Annotated in this window: 12 protein-coding genes; 4 read left to right on the top strand and 8 right to left on the bottom strand. The window is 74.0% G+C overall.

The genetic code is table 11. The annotated features are described in order from the left end of the window. Window positions 1-30: 30 nt before the first annotated feature. From GGQ55_RS12895 to GGQ55_RS12885, 3 genes are all read right to left on the bottom strand, one after another. A complete protein-coding gene (locus GGQ55_RS12895) occupies window positions 31-1,110 on the bottom strand; it encodes a mechanosensitive ion channel family protein (protein ID WP_366489215.1) in 1,080 nt (359 codons plus the stop codon). Between the two features lie 277 nt (window positions 1,111-1,387). Then, the gene (locus GGQ55_RS12890; protein ID WP_179717266.1) at window positions 1,388-2,293 is read right to left on the bottom strand and encodes a nucleoside triphosphate pyrophosphohydrolase; all 906 of its coding nucleotides are present in this window, start codon (window positions 2,291-2,293) and stop codon (window positions 1,388-1,390) included. A 5-nt stretch (window positions 2,294-2,298) separates the two neighbouring features. Further along, window positions 2,299-3,303: a peptidylprolyl isomerase gene (locus tag GGQ55_RS12885; protein ID WP_179717264.1), complete on the bottom strand. Its 1,005-nt coding sequence runs from the start codon at window positions 3,301-3,303 to the stop codon at window positions 2,299-2,301. Window positions 3,304-3,427: 124 nt separating this feature from the next. Between GGQ55_RS12885 and GGQ55_RS12880 the strand changes: the two genes are divergently transcribed. Further along, window positions 3,428-4,309 (top strand): DMT family transporter, encoded by an 882-nt coding sequence (locus GGQ55_RS12880; RefSeq protein WP_179717262.1) that lies wholly within the window; start codon window positions 3,428-3,430, stop codon window positions 4,307-4,309. A 9-nt stretch (window positions 4,310-4,318) separates the two neighbouring features. On the opposite strand, the gene mfd is transcribed toward GGQ55_RS12880, so the two are convergent. Beyond that, the gene (mfd, locus tag GGQ55_RS12875) at window positions 4,319-7,849 is read right to left on the bottom strand and encodes a transcription-repair coupling factor (protein WP_366489213.1); all 3,531 of its coding nucleotides are present in this window, start codon (window positions 7,847-7,849) and stop codon (window positions 4,319-4,321) included. 112 nt (window positions 7,850-7,961) lie between these two features. Then, the gene (locus GGQ55_RS12870) at window positions 7,962-8,420 is read right to left on the bottom strand and encodes an FAD synthase family protein (RefSeq protein ID WP_179717260.1); all 459 of its coding nucleotides are present in this window, start codon (window positions 8,418-8,420) and stop codon (window positions 7,962-7,964) included. A 271-nt stretch (window positions 8,421-8,691) separates the two neighbouring features. Here GGQ55_RS12870 and GGQ55_RS12865 point away from each other — a divergent pair, with 271 nt between their 5' ends. Together GGQ55_RS12865 and GGQ55_RS12860 are read left to right on the top strand one after the other, a co-directional pair. Then, entirely contained in the window at window positions 8,692-9,897 is a 1,206-nt protein-coding gene (locus tag GGQ55_RS12865) for a hypothetical protein (protein ID WP_179717258.1), read from the top strand. A gap of 183 nt (window positions 9,898-10,080) precedes the next feature. Next, the gene (locus tag GGQ55_RS12860; protein ID WP_179717256.1) at window positions 10,081-11,304 is read left to right on the top strand and encodes a YveK family protein; all 1,224 of its coding nucleotides are present in this window, start codon (window positions 10,081-10,083) and stop codon (window positions 11,302-11,304) included. Window positions 11,305-11,451: 147 nt separating this feature from the next. Here GGQ55_RS12860 and GGQ55_RS12855 read toward each other — a convergent pair whose 3' ends face one another. Beyond that, window positions 11,452-12,696: an O-antigen ligase family protein gene (locus GGQ55_RS12855; protein ID WP_179717254.1), complete on the bottom strand. Its 1,245-nt coding sequence runs from the start codon at window positions 12,694-12,696 to the stop codon at window positions 11,452-11,454. A 104-nt stretch (window positions 12,697-12,800) separates the two neighbouring features. Between GGQ55_RS12855 and GGQ55_RS28405 the strand changes: the two genes are divergently transcribed. Then, the gene (locus tag GGQ55_RS28405; protein WP_179717253.1) at window positions 12,801-13,862 is read left to right on the top strand and encodes a glycosyltransferase family 4 protein; all 1,062 of its coding nucleotides are present in this window, start codon (window positions 12,801-12,803) and stop codon (window positions 13,860-13,862) included. A gap of 5 nt (window positions 13,863-13,867) precedes the next feature. On the opposite strand, the gene GGQ55_RS12845 is transcribed toward GGQ55_RS28405, so the two are convergent. Both GGQ55_RS12845 and GGQ55_RS12840 read right to left on the bottom strand, forming a co-directional pair. Then, a complete protein-coding gene (locus GGQ55_RS12845) occupies window positions 13,868-15,139 on the bottom strand; it encodes an MATE family efflux transporter (RefSeq protein WP_366489210.1) in 1,272 nt (423 codons plus the stop codon). Window positions 15,140-15,268: 129 nt separating this feature from the next. After that, window positions 15,269-18,805, bottom strand: coding sequence for a PKD domain-containing protein (locus GGQ55_RS12840; RefSeq protein ID WP_179717249.1), 3,537 nt, complete (start codon window positions 18,803-18,805; stop codon window positions 15,269-15,271). Window positions 18,806-18,958 lie beyond the last annotated feature (153 nt).

Here is an 18,958-nt window from a genome sequence, read left to right as displayed (position 1 = left end):
GTTAAGCGCGCGAAACCTCGTCAGCCCGAACTAGGCGAACGCCGTCGCGCGCTGCTCGTCGCCGGTGAACAGCCCCTCGGCGGTCGACGGCGCCCGGCTGCCGGACGGCGAGCCGCCCTCGACGCCCTCGGTGCGTACCCGCGGCAGGGCGTGCGCGTGCTCGCGCTGCAGGTAGACGACCAGGCCCTCGCGCACGTGGCAGCGCAGGTCGAACAGCGTCGGCCCGTCCTTGGCGCTGACCAGCACGCGCACGCGGACCAGCGTGCCGACCGCGTCGGTCACCTGCAGCACCCCGACGCGGCGGTCCCACAGCGGGTTGTCGGCGAGCAGCCGGTCCAGCTCGGCGCGCAGCCGGTCGAACGGCGTCGACCAGTCCACGTCGAGCTCCACCGCGCCGAGCACGGCGGACTCCTTGCGGGTCCAGTTCTGGAACGGGTTGGTGGTGAAGTACGTCGAGGGCAGCACCAGCCGCCGGTCGTCCCAGATGTGCACGACGACGTAGGTCAGCGTGATCTCCTCGATCCGGCCCCACTCGTCGTCGATCACCACGACGTCGTCGACGCGGATGGCGTCGGTGAAGGCCAGCTGCAGCCCGGCGAACACGTTCGCCAGGGAGGTCTGGGCGGCCAGGCCCGCGACGATGGAGATCACCCCGGCGCTGGCCAGGATGCTCGCCCCTGCGGCCCGGGCGGCCGGGAAGGTCAGCAGCATCGCGGCGGCGGCCAGGACGGCGATCACCACCACGACCAGCCGCCGGAGCAGGAAGATCTGCGTGCGCACCCGCCGGGCGTGGCGGTTGTCGACGACGTCGACGTCGTAGCGGCGCAGCGCGAGGTCACCCACCGCGAAGGCGGCCACGCCGACCAGCCAGGCGATCGTGCCGATCAGCGCCAGGCCCAGGATCCGGACGACGGGCCCGCGCCAGTCGCCGACGGCGGTCGCGGAGTCGAGCACGACGAGCAGCGCCACCAGCACCGCCGCCAGGCGGAACGGCCGGCGGGCGCGGCGGGACAGGTCGCCGACCAGGGCGCGGCGGGCGGCCAGGCGGGTGACGAGGGCGCCGAGGCCGGCGGCGACCAGCCAGGCGGCGACCGCCACGCCGGCCAGCACCAGCAGCAGCGCCCACGTCGCGTCGGGCAGCAGCCCCTGGACGGCGGCGGGTGCCGCGGACGGGACGGCGGACGGGGAAGGTCCGGAGAACAGCGGAACTCACTCCTCGGGGATCGGGGACGGGCGGTCCGCGCGTCGTCGCGGCGGCACCGCCGGTTCGCCCGGGGGCCGGCACGCACACGGGGCCGGCGCCCGACCGGGCTCCCCCCACGCTAGGAAAAGCCGCTACCGGATGTCACATCGATCGGTGGTGCGATGGTTCACGCCGATCGGATGTTTACCCCCGGGCCTCGGCCTGCGCGTCCAGCTCCCCGGCGTAGCGGCGGACCGCCTCGCGCAGCGCGTCCTCGACGTCCCAGCCGCGCTCGGCGGCCGCCACGACCACGCCGAGCAGCCGCTCGCCCAGCGCCTCCGGGCTGTCCACCGACAGCTCCCCCGACGGCGGGGTGTCCAGCCCCGCCCGGGCCGCTCGCCGCACCAGCGCCGCGCCCCACGAGGCGGCCGGCTGCGAGCGGGAGACGCCCTCGGTGGGCGAGCGCCGCTGCTTCTCCGCCCTCTTGATCTCCTCCCAGCCCGCCTCGACCTGCTCGACGTCCCGCGGACCCGCGTCGCCGAACACGTGCGGGTGCCGGCGGACCAGCTTGTCGACCAGGTCGCCGGCGACGTCGTCGATGTCGAAGGCCCGCTCGCCCGCCTCCTGCGCCACGCGGGCGTGGAAGGCGACCTGCAGCAGCACGTCGCCCAGCTCCTCGCGCATCGCCGGGTAGTCGTCGTCGACGATCGCGTCGTAGGCCTCGTGCGCCTCCTCGAGCAGGTAGCCGCGCAGCGAGGCATGGGTCTGCTCGGCGTCCCAGGGGCAGCCGCCGGGCGAGCGCAGCCGGTCCATGACCGTGACGACGTCGAGCAGCCGGGCGCCGGGGGGCTCGGGGGCGCCGTCGATCGCGTCCAGGCCCGCGAGCTCCTCCGCCGTCCCGAGGACGACGACGTCGTCGGGACGGCCCTGCGCGGCCGCCAACCCGGGGACGTCGGTGACGGCGAGACCGGCGGCCCGCAGCGCGGCGGCGGTCGCGGCGGCGCCGGGCAGCGCGACCAGCGGCCGGGAGCCGGAGACCTCGCGCCAGCCGGCCGGGCCGAGCAGGCCGGGCAACCGCGGACTGACGCAGACCTCGACGGCGACGGGCACCGGGGTCAGCCCCCGGTCGAGCTCGACGGGGCGGCCGCGCTGCTCGTGTCCGAGACGATCTGCACCACGCCGGAGTCGTCCGCGACGACCCGGTTCTCCTTGAGCACGCCGTAGCGCGGGTTGATCGTCACGTCGAGGCCGTCGCGGAAGTCCGAGACCGCCTTCGTCGCCGCGTCGTCGACCTGCGACCGGGCGGCGTCCTGCAGGTCGGCCTTCACGTCGGCGTAGGCCTGGAAGGTGACGTCGGTGACGAAGGCGACGACCACCCCGACGTCCTGCACGGGGACGGTGAACCCGGAGCCGGGCGGGGTCGCGGCGATCTGCTGGGCCAGCACCTGGGGCAGCTGGTCGGCCGGCCGCGCCTCGGGCTGCAGCAGCGTCACGCCGTTGTCGTAGCCCGCGGCCACTGCCGGATAGCTGCTCGGGTCGGCGGTCAGCGCGGCGAGGACGCCGTCGGCGGTGGCCTGGTCCGGGACGGCGATGTAGCCGAAGACGTACTGCTTGTACTGGTCGCGGTTCTGCTGGTACTGCTTCTGCAGCGCCGCCTCGGACAGCGGGTCGTCCAGGCCCTCGGCGCGCGCGATCTCCTGCCGGAGCAGCTGCTCGCGGACGAGCTCGAACACGTCCGCCTTGCCGAGGCCCTGCGAGGCCGCCTGGTCGTACAGGGCGGAGGGGTCGGCGCCGTCGAGGATGGTGTCGATGCGGTCGCTCACCTCGGCATCGGAGACGCTGACGTGCCAGTGCTCGGCGGCCGCGGCGTAGACCTCCTTGCCCACGAGCACGCTCAGCACCTGGCGGGTGAAGGCCTCCTCGTTGTCCTTCGCGTACGCGTCGATGGCGTCGTCCTGCCGCCGGGAGTCCTCGGCGGACTGCAGCTCGGAGACGGTGACCGTCTCCTCGCCGACGTAGGCGGCGACGGTCGGCGAGGTCCGGCAGCCGGTGAGGCCGCCGACCGCGACGGCGAGGAGGAAGCCGGCGACCACCGGCCGGCGGACGAATCGCGTGCGCACGCGACCGAGGCTCCCACACGAGGTGTGGGAGCCGTCGCACGCGGCCCTGCGGCAGGGTCCCGCGGCGCGGCGACCATCCGCGCGGGGCGAGGGCAGCGGCCCGGACGAGGCGTCGACTCGGCTCGTGGTGGTGCTGCTGTCGCTGCTGGCCGCGACCGCGTTCGCGCTGGGCACGGTCCTGCAGCAGAAGGGGACCCTGCTGGACGACGGCGGTGCGGCGGACCGGGCCGGGGTGGGGGGCGTCGGCTTCGTCGTCGGGCTGCTCCGGCGACCCGTGTGGCTGCTCGGCGGCGCCGTGACCGCGGTCGGCGGCGTGCTGCAGGCGATCGCCCTGCACCGGGGCTCGCTCGTGGTGGTCCAGGCCCTGGCCACGACCAGCCTGGTGATCGCCCTGCCGTTCGGCGCCTGGCTGACCGACCAGCAGATCACCCCGCCGGTGGTGCTGGGGGCCTGCGCGATGGTGCTCGGCATCGTGCTGTTCGTCGCCGTCGGCAACCCGGAGGGCGGCACCGGTAACCCGACCGCCGCGTCGTGGTGGCTGGCCGGACTGGGCTCGCTGTGCCTGGTCGGCGTCCTGGTGTGGGCCGGCCGGAGCCGGACCGGGAGCCGGCAGGCGCTGCTCTTCGGCGCGGCCGCCGGGCTGGGGTTCGGCATGGCGTCGGCCCTCACCAAGGCCGTCACCGACGTGGTCGGCCAGGGGGCGGCCGCGGTCCTCGGCAGCTGGGAGCTCTACGCCCTGCTGGCCGCGGGGCTCGTCGGGCTGGTCCTCGGCCAGTCGTCGCTGCGCACCGGCGCCCTCGCCCCGGCCATGGCCAGCACGAACTCGGTGATGCTGCTCAGCAGCGTGTGGCTGGGCATCTCGGTCTTCGGCGAGCGGTTCCAGCGCGGCGGCGGACACCTCGCGGTGGCCGCGGCCGGGTTGGTCGCGATCCTCGCCGGGGTCGCGCTGCTGTCCCGTGCCCCGGTGCCCGCACCCGACGGCTCCCTGTCGGGGACACCGTCCTGACCGGGACGGTCAGCTGGCGGCCTTGGCGGGCTCGGCGAGCACCGAGGTCAGCAGGGAGTGCAGGTTCTCCAGCAGCGCCACGTCCCGCAGCGGCGTGCGTCGGTCCGGGCCGACCGGCACCTTCAGCGAGATCGTCTCGACCGCCGACTTGTAGGTGGCGCCGTCGGCCAGCCGGGCCAGCCGCAGCTGCTTGGACTCCGGCAGCGGCACGGGGCTGATCCGGATCGCCCGGCCCTGCAGGGACACCTCGGTGACACCGAGCCGGCGCATGGCCGCGCGGAAGCGGGCGACCGCCAGCAGGTTGAGCACCGGGGCCGGCGGGGCGCCGTAGCGGTCGGTGAGCTCGTCGAGCACGGCCGCGGCCTGGTCGTCGTCCTGGACCGAGGCGACCTTGCGGTAGGCCTCCATCCGCAGCCGCTCGCCGGGCACGTAGTCGTGCGGCAGGTGGGCGTCGACCGGCAGGTCGACCCGGACCTCCAGCGGCTCGGCGGGCGCCTCCTCGCCGCTGATCTGCGCGCGGTAGTCGGCCACCGCCTCGCCGACCAGCCGCACGTAGAGGTCGAACCCCACGCCGGCGATGTGCCCGGACTGCTCGCCGCCGAGCAGGTTGCCCGAGCCGCGGATCTCGAGGTCCTTCATGGCCACGGCCATCCCGGCGCCGAGGTCGGTGTTGTGCGCGATGGTGGTCAGCCGGTCGACCGACGTCTCGGTCAGCGGGCGCGAGGGGTCGTAGGTGAAGTAGGCGTACGCCCGCTCCCGCCCGCGGCCGACGCGGCCGCGGATCTGGTGCAGCTGCGACAGGCCGAAGGTGTCGGCGCGGTCGACGATCAGCGTGTTGGCGTTCGGGATGTCCAGGCCCGACTCGACGATCGTCGTCGAGACCAGGACGTCGTACTCCTTCTCCCAGAAGCCGACCATGATCCGCTCGAGCTCGTGCTCCTTCATCTGCCCGTGGCCGACGGCGACCCGGGCCTCGGGCACGAGACCGCGGATCTTCGCCGCCGCCTTGTCGATCGACTGCACCCGGTTGTGGATCACGAAGACCTGGCCGTCGCGCAGCAGCTCGCGGCGGATCGCGGCGGCCATCTGCTTGTCGTCCCACGCGCCCACGTAGGTCAGCACCGGGTGCCGCTCCTCCGGCGGGGTGAGGATCGTCGACATCTCGCGGATGCCGGTCAGGCTCATCTCCAACGTGCGCGGGATCGGGGTGGCCGACATCGACAGGACGTCGACCGCCGTCCGCATCGTCTTCAGGTACTCCTTGTGCTCGACGCCGAAGCGCTGCTCCTCGTCGACGATGACCAGCCCGAGGTCCTTGAACCGGGTGGTCGGCTGCAGCAGCCGGTGCGTCCCGACGAGGATGTCGATCTCGCCCGACGCGAGCTCCTCGAGGACCACCCGCGACTCCGCGTCGGACTGGAACCGGGACAGCACGCGCACCTTGACCGGGAACTGGCTCATCCGCTCGGAGAAGGTCTTGAAGTGCTGGTTGGCCAGCAGCGTCGTCGGCACCAGGACGGCGACCTGCTTGCCGTCCTGCACCGCCTTGAACGCCGCCCGCACCGCGATCTCGGTCTTCCCGTAGCCGACGTCGCCGCAGATGATCCGGTCCATGGGGACCGGCTGCATCATGTCGGCCTTGACCTCGTCGATCGCGGCGAGCTGGTCGGGGGTCTCCTGGAACGGGAAGGCGTCCTCGAGCTCGCGCTGCCAGACGGTGTCGGGGCCGAAGACGTGCCCCTTGGTCGCCATGCGCGCCGAGTAGAGCCGGATCAGCTCGGCGGCGATCTGCTTGACCGCCTTGCGCGCCTGCCCCTTGGTCTTCTGCCAGTCGGCGCCGCCGAGCTTGGACAGGGCCGGCTGCTCCCCGCCCACGTAGCGGGTGAGCTGGTCGAGCGCGTCGGTGGGCACGAACAGCCGGTCCGGCGGCTGGTTCCGCTTGCTCGGCGCGTACTCGACGATCAGGTAGTCGCGCTGGCCGCCGTTGATCGTGCGGCTGACCATCTCGACGTAGCGGCCGATGCCGTGGTGCTCGTGGACGACGAGGTCGCCGGGCTGCAGCTGCACCAGGTCGACGGCGTTGCGGCGGCGGGCCGGCATCTTGACCGCGTCGCGCATCGTCGTGCCGCGCTGCCCGGTCAGGTCGTGCTCGGTGAGCAGCGCCAGTCCCACGCCCGGGAAGGCGAAGCCGGCCTCCAGGTTGCCCTGGGTCACGTGGGTCAGGCCGGCGTCGGGGGCCGAGGGGAGATCGGGCACCAGCCGGACACCCAGATCGGCCTCGGTGAGCTGGTCGGCGGCGCGCTGCGCGGGGCCCGGGCCGGCGAAGGTGAGCACGACCCGCCAGCCGTCGCGGGACCACGTGCGCAGCTGCTCGGTGGCCTTGCCCTGGTCGCCGTGGAACCGCTCGACCGTCGTCGCGCCGAGGGTGACGTGGGTGTCGTCGTCCTCGACCTGGAGGGTGAACGCGCCGGTGGTCCACCAGGGCAGGCCGCGCGAGCGGGCGGCGGTCTCGACGTCCTCCAGCTCGCGGAAGGACGACGCCCCGAGGTCGAGCGGGGCCTCCCCCGCCTCGGCCGCGGTCGCCCACGAGGCGGCGAGGAACTCCGCGGCGGTGCGGACCAGGTCGGCCGACCGGCTGCGCACCCGCTCGGGGTCGAGCACCAGCACGTGCGTGCCGCGCGGCACGAGGTCGGTGAGCAGATCCATCTCGCCGGTGATGAGGGCCGGCGTCAGGGACTCCATGCCCTCGACGGCGATCCCCTCGGCGAGCTTGCCGAGGATCTCCCGCAGTCCCGGGTGCTCGTGGGCCAGCACGACGGCACGGGCGCGGACCTCGTCGGTGAGCAGCAGCTCGCGGCACGGCGGGGCCCACAGCCGCTCGGGACGGTCGTCGAGCGAGCGCTGGTCGGCCGCGGAGAAGTAGCGCAGCTCGTCGACCTCGTCGCCCCAGAACTCCACGCGCACCGGGTGCGGCTCGGTCGGCGGGAAGACGTCGAGCAGGCCGCCGCGCAGCGCGAACTCACCGCGCTTCTCGACCAGCTCGACCCGGGTGTAGGCGGCGTCGACCAGGGCGCGGGCGACGTCGTCGAGCTCGGCGGTGTCGCCCGGCGCCAGCTCGACCGGGGTGAGCTCGCCGAGGCCGGGCGCCAGCGGCTGCAGCACGCTGCGCACCGGGGCGACGAGGACGTCGATCGTCCCGTTCGCACCGGGGTGGGCCAGGTCGCGCAGGACGGCGAGCCGGCGGCCCACGGTGTCGGCGCGGGGCGAGAGCCGCTCGTGCGGCAGGGTCTCCCACGCCGGGAAGGTCTCGACCCGGCGGCCGGGCAGGAAGCAGCGCAGCGCATCGGCGGTGGCGTCGGCGTCCCGCTCCCCCGCCGTCACGACGAGCACGGGCACGTCGGAGGTGGCCAGCGCGGCCGCCACGAGCGGCTGGACCGGCGGCGGCGCGGTGACGGTGAGCTCGGCGGCGCCGGCCGCGGCCACGACGCGCGCCATGCCCGCGTCGGTGAGGACGACGTCCAGCACGCCGCGCAAGGTCACGGGGGAATTCCTCCTGCTGATGGGGCCGCGCAACGACCGCCGGATGCGGCGGGGGCCGGCTCCCCAGGTTAGTCCCCGGGAACCGGCCCTCGCCGTCTTCCGATCAGGTCGCTCAGGAGGTGAGCGCGCGGGCCACCCGGCCCACCGGCTCCTCCGCGTCGATCGCCGTCAGCGCCTTGCGCAGGATCGTGCTCGAGGTGTGCATCGTGTACGGGAAGTACTTCACCTCGACGCCCACCGCGGCGAAGTCGCGCTCGAGCTTGTCGCCCTTGGGGGTGCCCCGCCAGTCGTCGCCCTTGAAGAGCACGTCGAAGCGGACCTGCTGCCAGGTGTCCAGCTTGTCGGGGACGACCTCGGCGTGCACGTCGTCGACGAAGCGGATGCTGCGCACGATCTCCAGCCGCTCGGCGAGCGGGATCACCGGCAGCTTGCCCTTGGCCCGCAGCAGCATCTCGTCGGAGACCACCCCGGCGATGAGGTAGTCGCAGTTCTCCCGTGCGTGCCGGAGGATGTTCAGGTGCCCGATGTGGAAGAGGTCGTACGCGCCTGGTGCGTAGCCGATCACGGTCATTCTCTCTAGCCCCCCATTGTCCGTCGTCTTCGGATACGCACCGACGGCACGCACCTGCCCGACTACTCTGAGTCATGCCGAGCGACTGCTGTGGCGCACGACGGCTTGCCGAGCTGGGAAGTTACCGGAGATCGGGTCACGCACGGTGAGGTTCGCTCGCCACTTCACTCATTTGGGCAGCACCGTGACCCCGCGGAGCCGGTTCCGGATGCCAGGATGCGGGTCCTCCGCGGCGGGACGCGGAGCGCGCAGGGGCCGACGGGGGGACCACGTGGACGAGGCAGACGCACCGCCGGTGCGCCGGGACGCCCGCTGGCTGAGCCGCCGGGCGGCGCTGCTGCTGAGCACCGCGGGCGCCGGGGCGCTGGCGGGTGCGGCCCTCGTCCCTGGTGAGGCGCCGACCGCGACCGCCGGCCCCGACCAGCCGCCGGCCGACGCACCGGTGCCGACCCCGCGCGGCCTCGGGCTGGTCTCGATCGAGGACTTCCGCCCCTCCGGTGGCAGCGACGACGACGCCCTGGCCGAGGCGGTGCGCTACGCGGCGGCCCGGACGTACAAGCCGGCGATCGTCGTCCCCAACGGGTCGTACACGCTGACCCGGCCGATCAGGCCGTACGCGGGCCTGCACCTCATGGCCTTCCCGTTCGGCGACGAGTTCCTCACCAGCCAGCGGATCACCCTGCCGTCGGGCGGGCTGATCGCCTACGAGCGCGGCGTCGGGTCGATCACGCTGGAGAACCTGTCCTGCAAGGTCACCGACCACGTGCTCGAGCCGATCCCGCTGGACAACTCCCGTGGCGCCTGGACCGACGTGCGCATCCTCGGCGGTGGCTACAACAGCGGATCGACGCTGATCGAGGGCTCGTGCCTGCGCCTGGACTTCCAGCCCGCGTACGTGCAGGCGGTGACCGACTCCGCGGTGCGGATCGGGGGCAGCGACTGCTGGCTCTTCACCCGCGGTGCCCACTTCGTGAGCGGCCAACTGCCCCCTGACCAGCCGTATCTCGACCTGCACAGCCTGGGTCAGTCCGTCGTCGGCAGTGCCTACATCACCGCGCAGGGCGGTTACGGCGTGCGGATCAGCGGCAACGGCACGGGGCTGCGGCTGGCCGGCACCCTCGTCGACGCGAGCAACCGCAGCGGGACCGACGCCACCCAGCTGGCCGGCGTGCAGATCACCGGCGGCACCGACATCACGATCGACGACCTGTGGGTGTTCAACTCCAACGTCAGCGGACAGAGCCGGGGCCAGGTGACGGTGACCGGCGGCTCGGACATCGTGTTCACCACGCCCCGCTTCCCCGGCAGCAACGCGGGGACGACGGCCGCCGACACCACCGGCGCGTGCATCCACACCACCGTGCCGATCACCGTCATCGCGCCCAAGGCGGCCGGTCGCAGCAAGCTGATCACGGCGGCCGCACCGGACCTGGTCACCCTCGTCGGGGCCCCCGGCTGGCAGGTCCAGACGCCCTGACCGGGCCCCTTCTAGCACCCCGCCGTCCGCCCCGAACGGGTGACCCCGGTCGCGGAACCGCTGGTGAGGCGCATGCCCCCGTCTAGCATCGAGACCAGAGAGGCTCACGGACAGCCGGGGGGGCCGTCCACGGACCACCTGCTCCCGTCTGCTTTGTGACCGACGGGCAGACCAGGGACGGACATGGAACTGACTGACTACCTCGCGGCGCTGCGCCGCTTCTGGCTCACGTGGGTCGGCATCACGCTGCTCGGTGCGGTCGTGGGCGTGGTGGCCTTCCAGGTGACGCCCGCGACCTACCAGGCCACGGCCCAGGTCTTCGTGTCGGTGTCCCCCTCCATCCCGAACAGCGCGCAGTTCGTGGCGCAGCGGGTGAAGACCTACCCCGACGTGGCCGAGGGCGCCGCCGTGCTCCGGCCGGTCATCCAGCGCCTGGGCCTCGACGAGTCCGTCGCCGAGCTGCGGGCCCGCGTCACCGCCTCGGTGCCGGTGGACACCTCGCAGGTCAACGTCAGCGTGACCGGCCGCAACGCCCGCGAGGCGGCGGAGGTCGCCAACGCGGTCGCCGACGAGCTCACCGGCGTCGTCGCCGACCTGGAGACGCCGTCGTCCGGCAACCGCCCGGTGACCCTGACGGTCAGCGACCCGGCGTCGGTGCCCACCAAGCCCGTTTCGCCCGTGGCGCTCTACGACATCGGCCTGGGCCTGTTCGTCGGCCTGTTCGTCGGTCTCGCGGTCGCCGTGGTGCGCAGCCGGCTGGACACCGGCGTGTACTCCGAGGAGGACGTGCGCCGGGCCTGGGGCTCGGAGCCGGGCCTCGAGGTGCTGGTGCCGCGGCGCGGCCGTGCCCGCCGCAGCGAGCTCACCGGCCGGGCGGCGACCGAGCTCGCGCGCCGGCTGGAGTTCACCGCCGAGGAGCGCCGCGTCCGCGTGGTGCTGCTCTCGCCGTCGCCGTCGGAGAAGAACGCCGCGCGCGTGCTCGCCGAGGACGTCGCCGCGGAGCTGCGCCGTCGCGGCCTCGACGCCGTCGTCACCGGCCAGGAGGCCGCGGCGCGGGCGGGCACCGACGACGGCCCCGGCGTGCTGCTGACCGTCGCCGAGCCGCTGGCCCCCCTCGCCTTCTGGCGCCAGGTCGCCGAGCACTACGACGGCGCCGTCCTCGTGGCTGCGGCCGGTCGGGTCGACGCCGCCGAGCTGCAGGAGATGCGCGTGCTGCTGCGCGCCACCTCCGTGGAGACGCTGGCGATCGTCGTGACGCCGCGCCGCGGGCGGAAGGCCGCCACGCCGGCACCGGCCCCGACGGCGACGAAGGCCGCTGCGCCGTCCGCGCCGCGCCCGGCGAACACCGCGGTCAGCACCCAGGGCCGCCCCGGCCTCGGCGCCGAGCCCACGGGCGCCAACCGCTGAGACCGTCCGACTGAGAGCCGCTCCCGGGATTCCCGGGGGCGGCTCTCTGCGTTGCGGGGCGCCGCTCTAGCGGTCGAACTCGTGCTTCCGCGGTCCTGCAGCACCGCAAGAGCGCGCACAACACCGCAAGAGCGAGGACTCAGGGGGTCAGGGCACCCGGGGGACGACGACGGGCAGCGGATCGCGGGAGCGCCGCAGCATCGGCGGGACGGCGGCCCCCCGCAGCTCCTCGCGCAGCCGCGCGCGGGACCCGCCCTCGGCGAGCAGCGAGACGGCGAAGAACATGAGGAACGCCGGCGTCGCGTCGAACAGGCCGCTCTCCAGGAGGCTGCGGCCGAGCACGAAGACGGCGACCCCGAGGAACAGCACCCGGTGCGGGTGCGGCGCCCGCAGCGAGCCGCGGAGCACCCAGATCCCCCAGCCGACGCACACGAGCAGCCCCAGCAGGCCCGTCTGCACGAGCGCGGAGACCCAGCTGCTGTCCAGCGGCTGCTCGTTCCACCACTGGCCCTGCACCTGGATGATCTTCACCGACAGCCCGCCGCCGAACACCAGCTGCCAGACGTTGTCGGCCCAGGTCGCGGCGGCCCGCCAGGCGATGAAGCGGGAGTCGAGGGTGCTCGTGCCGGTGCCGTTGCGCTCGATGAACGAGCCGAGCACGCCGGTGGTGATCACGACGACGGAGCCCACCGCGGCCACCACGAGCGCGCCGGTGACCAGGCCGACCCGGGCCCGGCGCATGTGCAGCGCCATGACCGCCAGCGCCACGAGCAGCATGAGCAGCGCCGTCCGCGATCCGGTCACCCAGATGATGCCCAGGGCGACCAGCGCGGCGCCGGCGCGCAGCCAGCCGCTCTCGCCGAGCACGACCCGCCAGGCGACGAACAGGACGACGATGCTGGCCAGCAGCGCCATCTCGTTGGGCGTCAGGGGCGGGATGCCCCCGGAGAGCCGGCCGCTGGACAGCGTCGGCAGGCCGGTGACCGCCGCGACCAGGCAGATCGTGCCGCTGGCGATCGCCAGCGCGGCGAAGAACTCGTAGACCGTGGCGGTGCGCAGCAGGAAGAACACGGTGAGCGCCAGGACGGCGACCCGGACGGCGACCAGCCCGCTGGCCAGCAGGGTCCCGTAGGTCAGCGCGCCGAAGACCGAGCACCCGAGGACGACGGCGAGCACCCACATCGACCCGGTGCCCAGCCGGCGGCGGCCCGCGGTCTGCGCGGCGTAGAACGCCAGCGCCAGCGCGAGCGCCGACAGACCGCCCTTGGCCACCACGACCGGGTCAAGAGAACCGGAGAAGTACTGCCCCCGCCGCCACCCGACGGTGCTGGCCACGAGCAGGAACGCCACGGCGAGCCGACCGAGGGGGCCGTGGAGCAGCCCGGGCCTCATGCCGCCCCCGCGGACGCCTGCATGGTCACGAGGCGGCATGCTACGGGCGCAGGGAACGGATCGGGGCGTTTCCCGCCGCAGGTCAGACTTACGGAGGACAGCCGGTGAAGGTGCTCTTCGACGCGTACTGGTGGGTGGAGGGCCAGCCGTCGGGGCGCCGGGTCGTCGACTCGTTCCTGCGCACCTGGCTGGCCGACTGGCCGGAGGACGAGCTGAGCGCCGCGGTGCCGGCCCGCCACCTCGACCAGGCCCGTGCCTTCGCCGGCGGCGCGCCGCTCACGCTGCACCCGGTGCGGGCGCGCCCGCACGGCGTCAGCGTGCTCACCGAGCTCGGCCGGCTGGCCCGCGACGCCGACGCGGTCCTGTCGCAGAACTACACGCCGCTGCGCGCCCGCGCGGTCCGGGCAGTGTTCATCCACGACCTCATGTTCGACGAGCACCCGGAGTTCTTCAGTCGCGTCGAGCGCGCGTACTTCGCCGGCATGCCGTGGTCGGCCCGCGGCGCCGACGTCGTGCTGACCTCCACCGCCGCCGAGGCGGCCCGCATCGCGCGGGTGCGTCCCCGGCTGGCGGGCAAGGTCCGCCCGGTCGGGCTGAGCGTCCCGGAGGCGTTCCGCACCCGGGTGGCGAAGGACCCGGGCGCCGGCGTGGAGCCGGGCCGGTTCCTGCTCTGCGTCGGCCGGCTCAACGTCCGCAAGAACGTCGACCGGCTGATCGACGCCGTCCTGGCCGCCGACCTGGTCCGCCCCGACTTCCCGCTGGTGGTCGTCGGCGAGCCGAACGGGCTGGCCATCCGGGGTGCCGACGCCGACGACCGTCGCGTCCGCTTCCTCGGCGGGGTGGACGACGAGGGCCTCAAGTGGCTCTACGAGCAGTGCCGGCTGTTCGTCTTCCCCTCGCTGGACGAGGGCTTCGGCCTGCCGGTGGTCGAGGCGGCGCTGTCCGGCGCCCCGATGGTGCTCAGCGACATCCCGGCCTTCCGCGAGCTCGCACCCGGCGCGGCCTTCTTCGACCCGATGAGCACAGCGGCCATCGGGGCGGCGATCGGTGACGAGCTCGGCCGCCCCTCCCCCAGCCCGAGCCCCGAGGTGGCGGTGCCGAGCTGGTCGGAGGTGGTCGGCCGGATCCGCGCGACGCTGGCCGAGCAGGTCGCCGCTCGCCGCTGAGCCGGTCACACCGGCAGCGGCGCGGCGACCTCGTCGGCGTCCGGCACCGACTCGGTGCGCACCAGAGGACGCAGGACGAACTGCCGCACGGCGATCGCGACCAGCACCGGGCCGATCGCCAGCGCCAGCGGGGCCCAGAGCTCGCCGTCCGGCACGCGGTACACCAGCCACACGACGACGCCGAGCGCCGCGAACTCCAGCAGCCGGAGGAACAGCACCCGGCGCTGCCGGCGGTGCACGGTGGCCAGGCCGGAGTACGGCAGCAGGAAGGCGGCCGAGACGGCGTAGGTGCCCCAGCCGACGATGCACAGCACCGGCACCGCGTAGTTGCCGCCGGTCAGCAGCGGCTCGACGACCGGCTGCAGCAGCACGGCGACCGCGGTGATGGCGGCGACCGCCGCGGCCAGCCCGAGCGCGGCGCCGTCGGCCGCCCGGATCGCCCGCCGCGGGGCCCGGTCGCGGGTGGCCACGTAGTGCGGCAGCAGGTAGGAACCGAGGCCCTGGACCAGGATGAGCGTCGGGGCCGTGTAGACGCGGGCCGCCTCGAGCGGACCGTAGGCAGCCGCCCCGAGAGCAGCGACGACGACGAGTCGCAGCGCGGTGAGCAGGCCGGGCCGGACCATCTGCCCGGCCGCCCGCCAGACGCCGAACGACCACACCTCGCCCATGGCCGGGCGCCGCCATGGCCCGCGCGGCCGCTCGCGGGCGGGTGCGCAGAGCCACGCCACCAGCGCCGCCGCGAGCTGCCCGGCCACCAGCGCCCACAGGAACGAGGTGAGGGTGAGCGGGCCGCTCAGCGCGAACGCCACCAGGGTGGCGAGGGAGAAGACGAGGCTGGTCGCGTCGACGGCGGGCAGCGTCCAGTAGCGCCCGGCCGCCATGAGCAGCCGGCGCAGGGCGTCCTCGACCACGTAGGCGGTGACCGCGACGGCGAGCACGACACCGACGACGGGCTCGACGGTGTTCGTGAGGACGGCGACGACGGCCCCGAGGACGCCCGCTCCGACCGAGACGACCACCGCCCAGACGTGCAGGCCGGCCCGCACCCGCGGCTCGTGCCGGTCGAGGACGGTCAGCGAGTCGCCGACCATGCCGCTGGACACCGCGGTGACCAGCACGATCGCGCCGTAGATCAGCGAGAAGGTGGCCAGGCCGGCCGCGCCCAGGAAGCGGGCCGCGGCGACCGAGAGGACGAGCCCCGCGGCGGCCTGCGTCACCTGCCCGAAGACGGCGCCCGTCGCGCGTCTGCGCAGGAGCCCCCCGAGCCGTCCGAACACGACGACCATCCTCTCAGCGGAAACGCGCCGGTCGGGGTGGGAAGACGCGCGGCCTCACCCGGATCTCCCCCTCGCCCGGCGCACCGGAGTCCCGGGCCGGCCGCGCACGGCCGGCCCGGGACCGGTGGATCAACGAGGCACGGCCACCGTGAAGCCGGTGAACCGGACCGCGAGCGGCGCCGTGGCGCTGCCGGACAGGTAGTCCGACAGGCCCACCGCGCCCGGTGCCTGCAGGGCGGCCTCGGTGTCGGTGCGGGTGACCGTCGGCGTCGCCGGCTCGGTCGTGCCCGTCCACACCGTCGCCGCCAGCTGCGTCGTCCCGGTGCCGGTGACGACCAGGTGCACGTTGACCGGCGTGCCCGGGGTGTAGGTCAGCCCCGCCACCGTCACCTCGCTGCCGACCAGCACCTCGCTGGAGGAGCCGGCGAGCTTGGTGATCGCCACCGCGACGCTCCCGGTGGCCAGGAACCGCACCCGGGCCCGGTACTCCAGGTTCGTGCCGACCCGGCGGCCGGTGACGTACACCGAGGCCCCGGAACCCGTCGGCGCCGCCGAGAGCGAGAACGACGTGCGGACGTCGGCGGCCGTCTGGGACACCGCACCGAGGTAGGACCCGGTGAGGTTGCCGGCCGCGTCGAGCCGCAGCGTGGCCGCCCCCGGAGCCACCGACTGGCGGGTGGTGCCGTTGGACATCGTCCAGGCGCCACCGACGTCGGCGGTGCCCAGCCCGCTGGCGACGGTCCGGTTGAAGGTGTCGGAGGCCAGGAAGACCGGCGCGGCCACGGAGACGTCGTGCGTCACCGTCGTCGTCGCCCCCTCGTCGTCGGTGACGGTGAGGCCGACGGCGTAGGTGCCGTCGGCGGCGTAGGTGTGCGCCGCGGTGGCCCCGGTGGCGGTCGCGCCGTCCCCGAAGGTCCACGCGTAGGACGCCACCGTGCCGTCGGCGTCCGCGGCCGTGGCCGAGAGCGCGACGCTCCGGTCGGTCACCGTCGAGGTGAACGACGCCGTCGGGGCCTGGTTCGGCGTGGCCGTCACCGACGAGGTCGAGGTCGCCGTGGCGCCCTCGTCGTCGGTCACCCTGAGGGTGATCGGGAAGGTGCGGGCGCTCGCGTAGGTGTGCGCGGCCGTGACGCCGGAGGCGGTGGTCCCGTCACCGAAGTCCCAGGCGTAGGACGCGATGCTGCCGTCGGGGTCGGCCGAGGCCGACGCGTCGACGCTCACCGTCGCCTTGCGGACGGTCTTGGTGAACGACGCCGTGGGCTTGGCGTTGGTCGCCTTGCCGGTGCGGCCGAGCGTGTAGTGCGCGGCCACCCGGTCGGCCGGCAGCGCGGTCGAGTAGAGCGCGACCTCGTCGACGCTCCCGCTGAAGTACTTCGCACCGGTCCACGTGTTGTCCCCGCCGATGCGGAAGTAGCCGTTGTAGCTCTGCGCGGTGGTCACGTCGGTGCGCGAGGCGACCAGGACGCCGTCCAGGTACAGGGCCATGCCCGAGGAGCTCAGCGACGCGACGACGTGGTGCCACTTGCCGTCGTTGAAGCCGGTCGCGCTCTGCACGGTCTGCATCGAGCCCGGGTAGACGCCGAAGAGCACCCGGCCGCTGCCGTCCATGTAGACGTGCCGGTCGTAGCTGCCCGACAGGCCGCTGGCGGCGGTGCCGAAGCCCATGATCTTCCCGCCCTGGCGCGAGCTCGTCTGGAACCACGCCTCCTCGGTGAAGAGCGCCGGTGCCGCCGCGGCCGTCCGGGTGGCGGCCAGGCCGTTGCTGCCGTTGAACCCGAAGGCGGTGTCGGCGTCACCGGTGAGCGCGCCCGCGCGGCCCGGGGTGACCCCGCCGCTGACCGTCAGGTCGCTGTTGCCGGCGTAGTCCAGCGCCGTGGTGCCCGAGGACTCCCCGAGCGGCCAGTAGCTCTGCGCGCCGTCGGCGCGGATGGTGTCGGCGTAGGCCCGCGGCGTGTACGTCCCGGCCGGCACGGTCACGGAGGTGGCCGCGCCACCGCCGATCTTGTTGCCCCACGGGTCGGTCACCGTGATCTTGTAGCTGTGCGTGCCCGCCGCGACGCCCACGTCGGCGTACGACAGCGTCGGCGTGCGCCACCACAGCGAGGACTGCGTGGTGGTGTAGACCGGCGTGCTCGCGCCGTCCCGGAACACCCGGTAGGTCAGGAACTCGTTGTCCGGGTCGCTGGTCGCCGTCCAGGAGACGCGGGCCAGGCCCGCGACCGGCGCGGTCACGGTCGGGGTGAGCCCCTTCGCGGGGGTCGGGCCGACCTTGTTCGGCGCGATCGACGGGAGCGCGAAGCGCACCAGGCCCTGCTGGGCCACGCCGTTGACCGCGGTGAACTCCCCCGCGTAGGCGACGTAGGAGCCGGCGCCCGAGACGCTCCACATGGCCTGCCCCTGGCCGGTGAAGGTGCCGGCGGTGACCGACGGGAACCAGGGCAGCTGGCTGACGCCGGGCTGGCCGCTCCACGTGCCGCTCGCGCTGCCCAGGGTCTGCGTGGGCGCGACGCTCATCGCGGTGGCGAACCTGTTGACCCGCGGGTTCTGCTCCGGGAAGCCGTTGATGCTGCTGCAGTCGTGCTCGTGGCTGGCCAGGTAGAGGACCCCGCCGGTGACGTAGCTCGAGTACGTGTCCCCGTGGCAGGTGTTCATGGCGATGATCCGGCCGCCGTCCGCGGTGACCTGGAAGTCGCCCTCGAGGTTGCCGGGACCGTAGTAGTCGTAGGCGGTGCCGAAGACCGTCGAGCCGTCGGTCGACAGGCTGTAGATCGCCGAGTTGATCCCCTGGTTGGTGATCATCTGGTTGATCGCGAACGGACGGTTGGCGCCGGACACCGGGTCGAGCGCGGCGACGCCGGTGGCCTTGCTGCCGTTCATGGTGTCGAACCGGCCGGCGGCCACGACCTGGTCCCCACCCCCGGTGACGACCAGGGAGAGGACGTCGTAGTCGAGCGTGGCCTCCTGGGCCGCGGTCTTGCCCGGCTCCTTGTTGGATGCCGTCGACCCCGGACCGGGCACGGGCGCCCAGGGCAGCAGCGAACCGTCCGCGGCGCTGACCGCGGCGAGCTTGGTCCGCGACGTCGAGCCGACCGCGGTGATGCTGCCGCCGAGGTAGACGGTGTCGGCGGTCGCGGCGATCGCCCGGACCTGGCTGCTGATGCTGGGGTGCCACGCCGCGACGAGCGAGCCCGTCGCGGTGTCGAACGCGGCGACGCGCCGGCGGGGCTGCCCGTTCACGGTGGTGAAGTCGCCGCCGACGTAGATCCGCGAACCGTCCGGGGAGGCGACCACGACCAGCGCCTGGCCGTCGAGGACCGGGGCGAAGCCGGGGACCAGCTCACCGGTGCGGATGTCGTAGGCGAGCAGGTTGGCCCGCGGCGTCTCGTTCGTCCCGGCTGCGGAGCCGGCGGGGCGCGCGGAGGTGAACTTGCCCGCGACGTAGACGGTGTTGCCGACGACGACCTGCGACCAGGCGACGCCGTCGATCTGCACCGTCGGGAGCCCGTCGGCGGCGACCGTGGTCGGCGTGGCGGCCGACGGGGTGGCCGGTGCGGAGTCGGCCTGCGCCGACGCCGGGACGGCGACCCCGAGGCCGGCCGAGAGGAGCAGGAGCCCGAGCGTGACGGCGACCGCGCGCCGACCCGGGATGCGTGCACGTGCGGACATCGAGTTCCCCCGTGTTCCTGGATGCCCCGGTCGGTCGACCACGGCGAATCGCTGATACAGAGAGTAACGGCTGTTCGGGTCGAAGAACACCGCCTGCTCACCCGAAACGGTCAGCGAACTGCACTTTTGCGTATTCACAGCAATTACACAGAG

Origin of the sequence: Petropleomorpha daqingensis, assembly GCF_013408985.1 — a bacterium.
GTDB classification, from domain to species: Bacteria; Actinomycetota; Actinomycetes; order Mycobacteriales; family Geodermatophilaceae; genus Petropleomorpha; species Petropleomorpha daqingensis.
This window is presented reverse-complemented; position numbering and strand designations above follow the sequence as displayed.

What these genes read in the sequence shown, in the direction of transcription:
- GGQ55_RS12870 (WP_179717260.1), bottom strand. Translation starts at nt 8,420, where the DNA reads ATGACCGTGATCGGCTACGCACCAGGCGCGTACGACCTCTTCCACATC.
- GGQ55_RS12860 (WP_179717256.1), top strand. Translation starts at nt 10,081, where the DNA reads ATGGAACTGACTGACTACCTCGCGGCGCTGCGCCGCTTCTGGCTCACG.
- GGQ55_RS12855 (WP_179717254.1), bottom strand. Translation starts at nt 12,696, where the DNA reads ATGAGGCCCGGGCTGCTCCACGGCCCCCTCGGTCGGCTCGCCGTGGCG.
- GGQ55_RS12840 (WP_179717249.1), bottom strand. Translation starts at nt 18,805, where the DNA reads ATGTCCGCACGTGCACGCATCCCGGGTCGGCGCGCGGTCGCCGTCACG.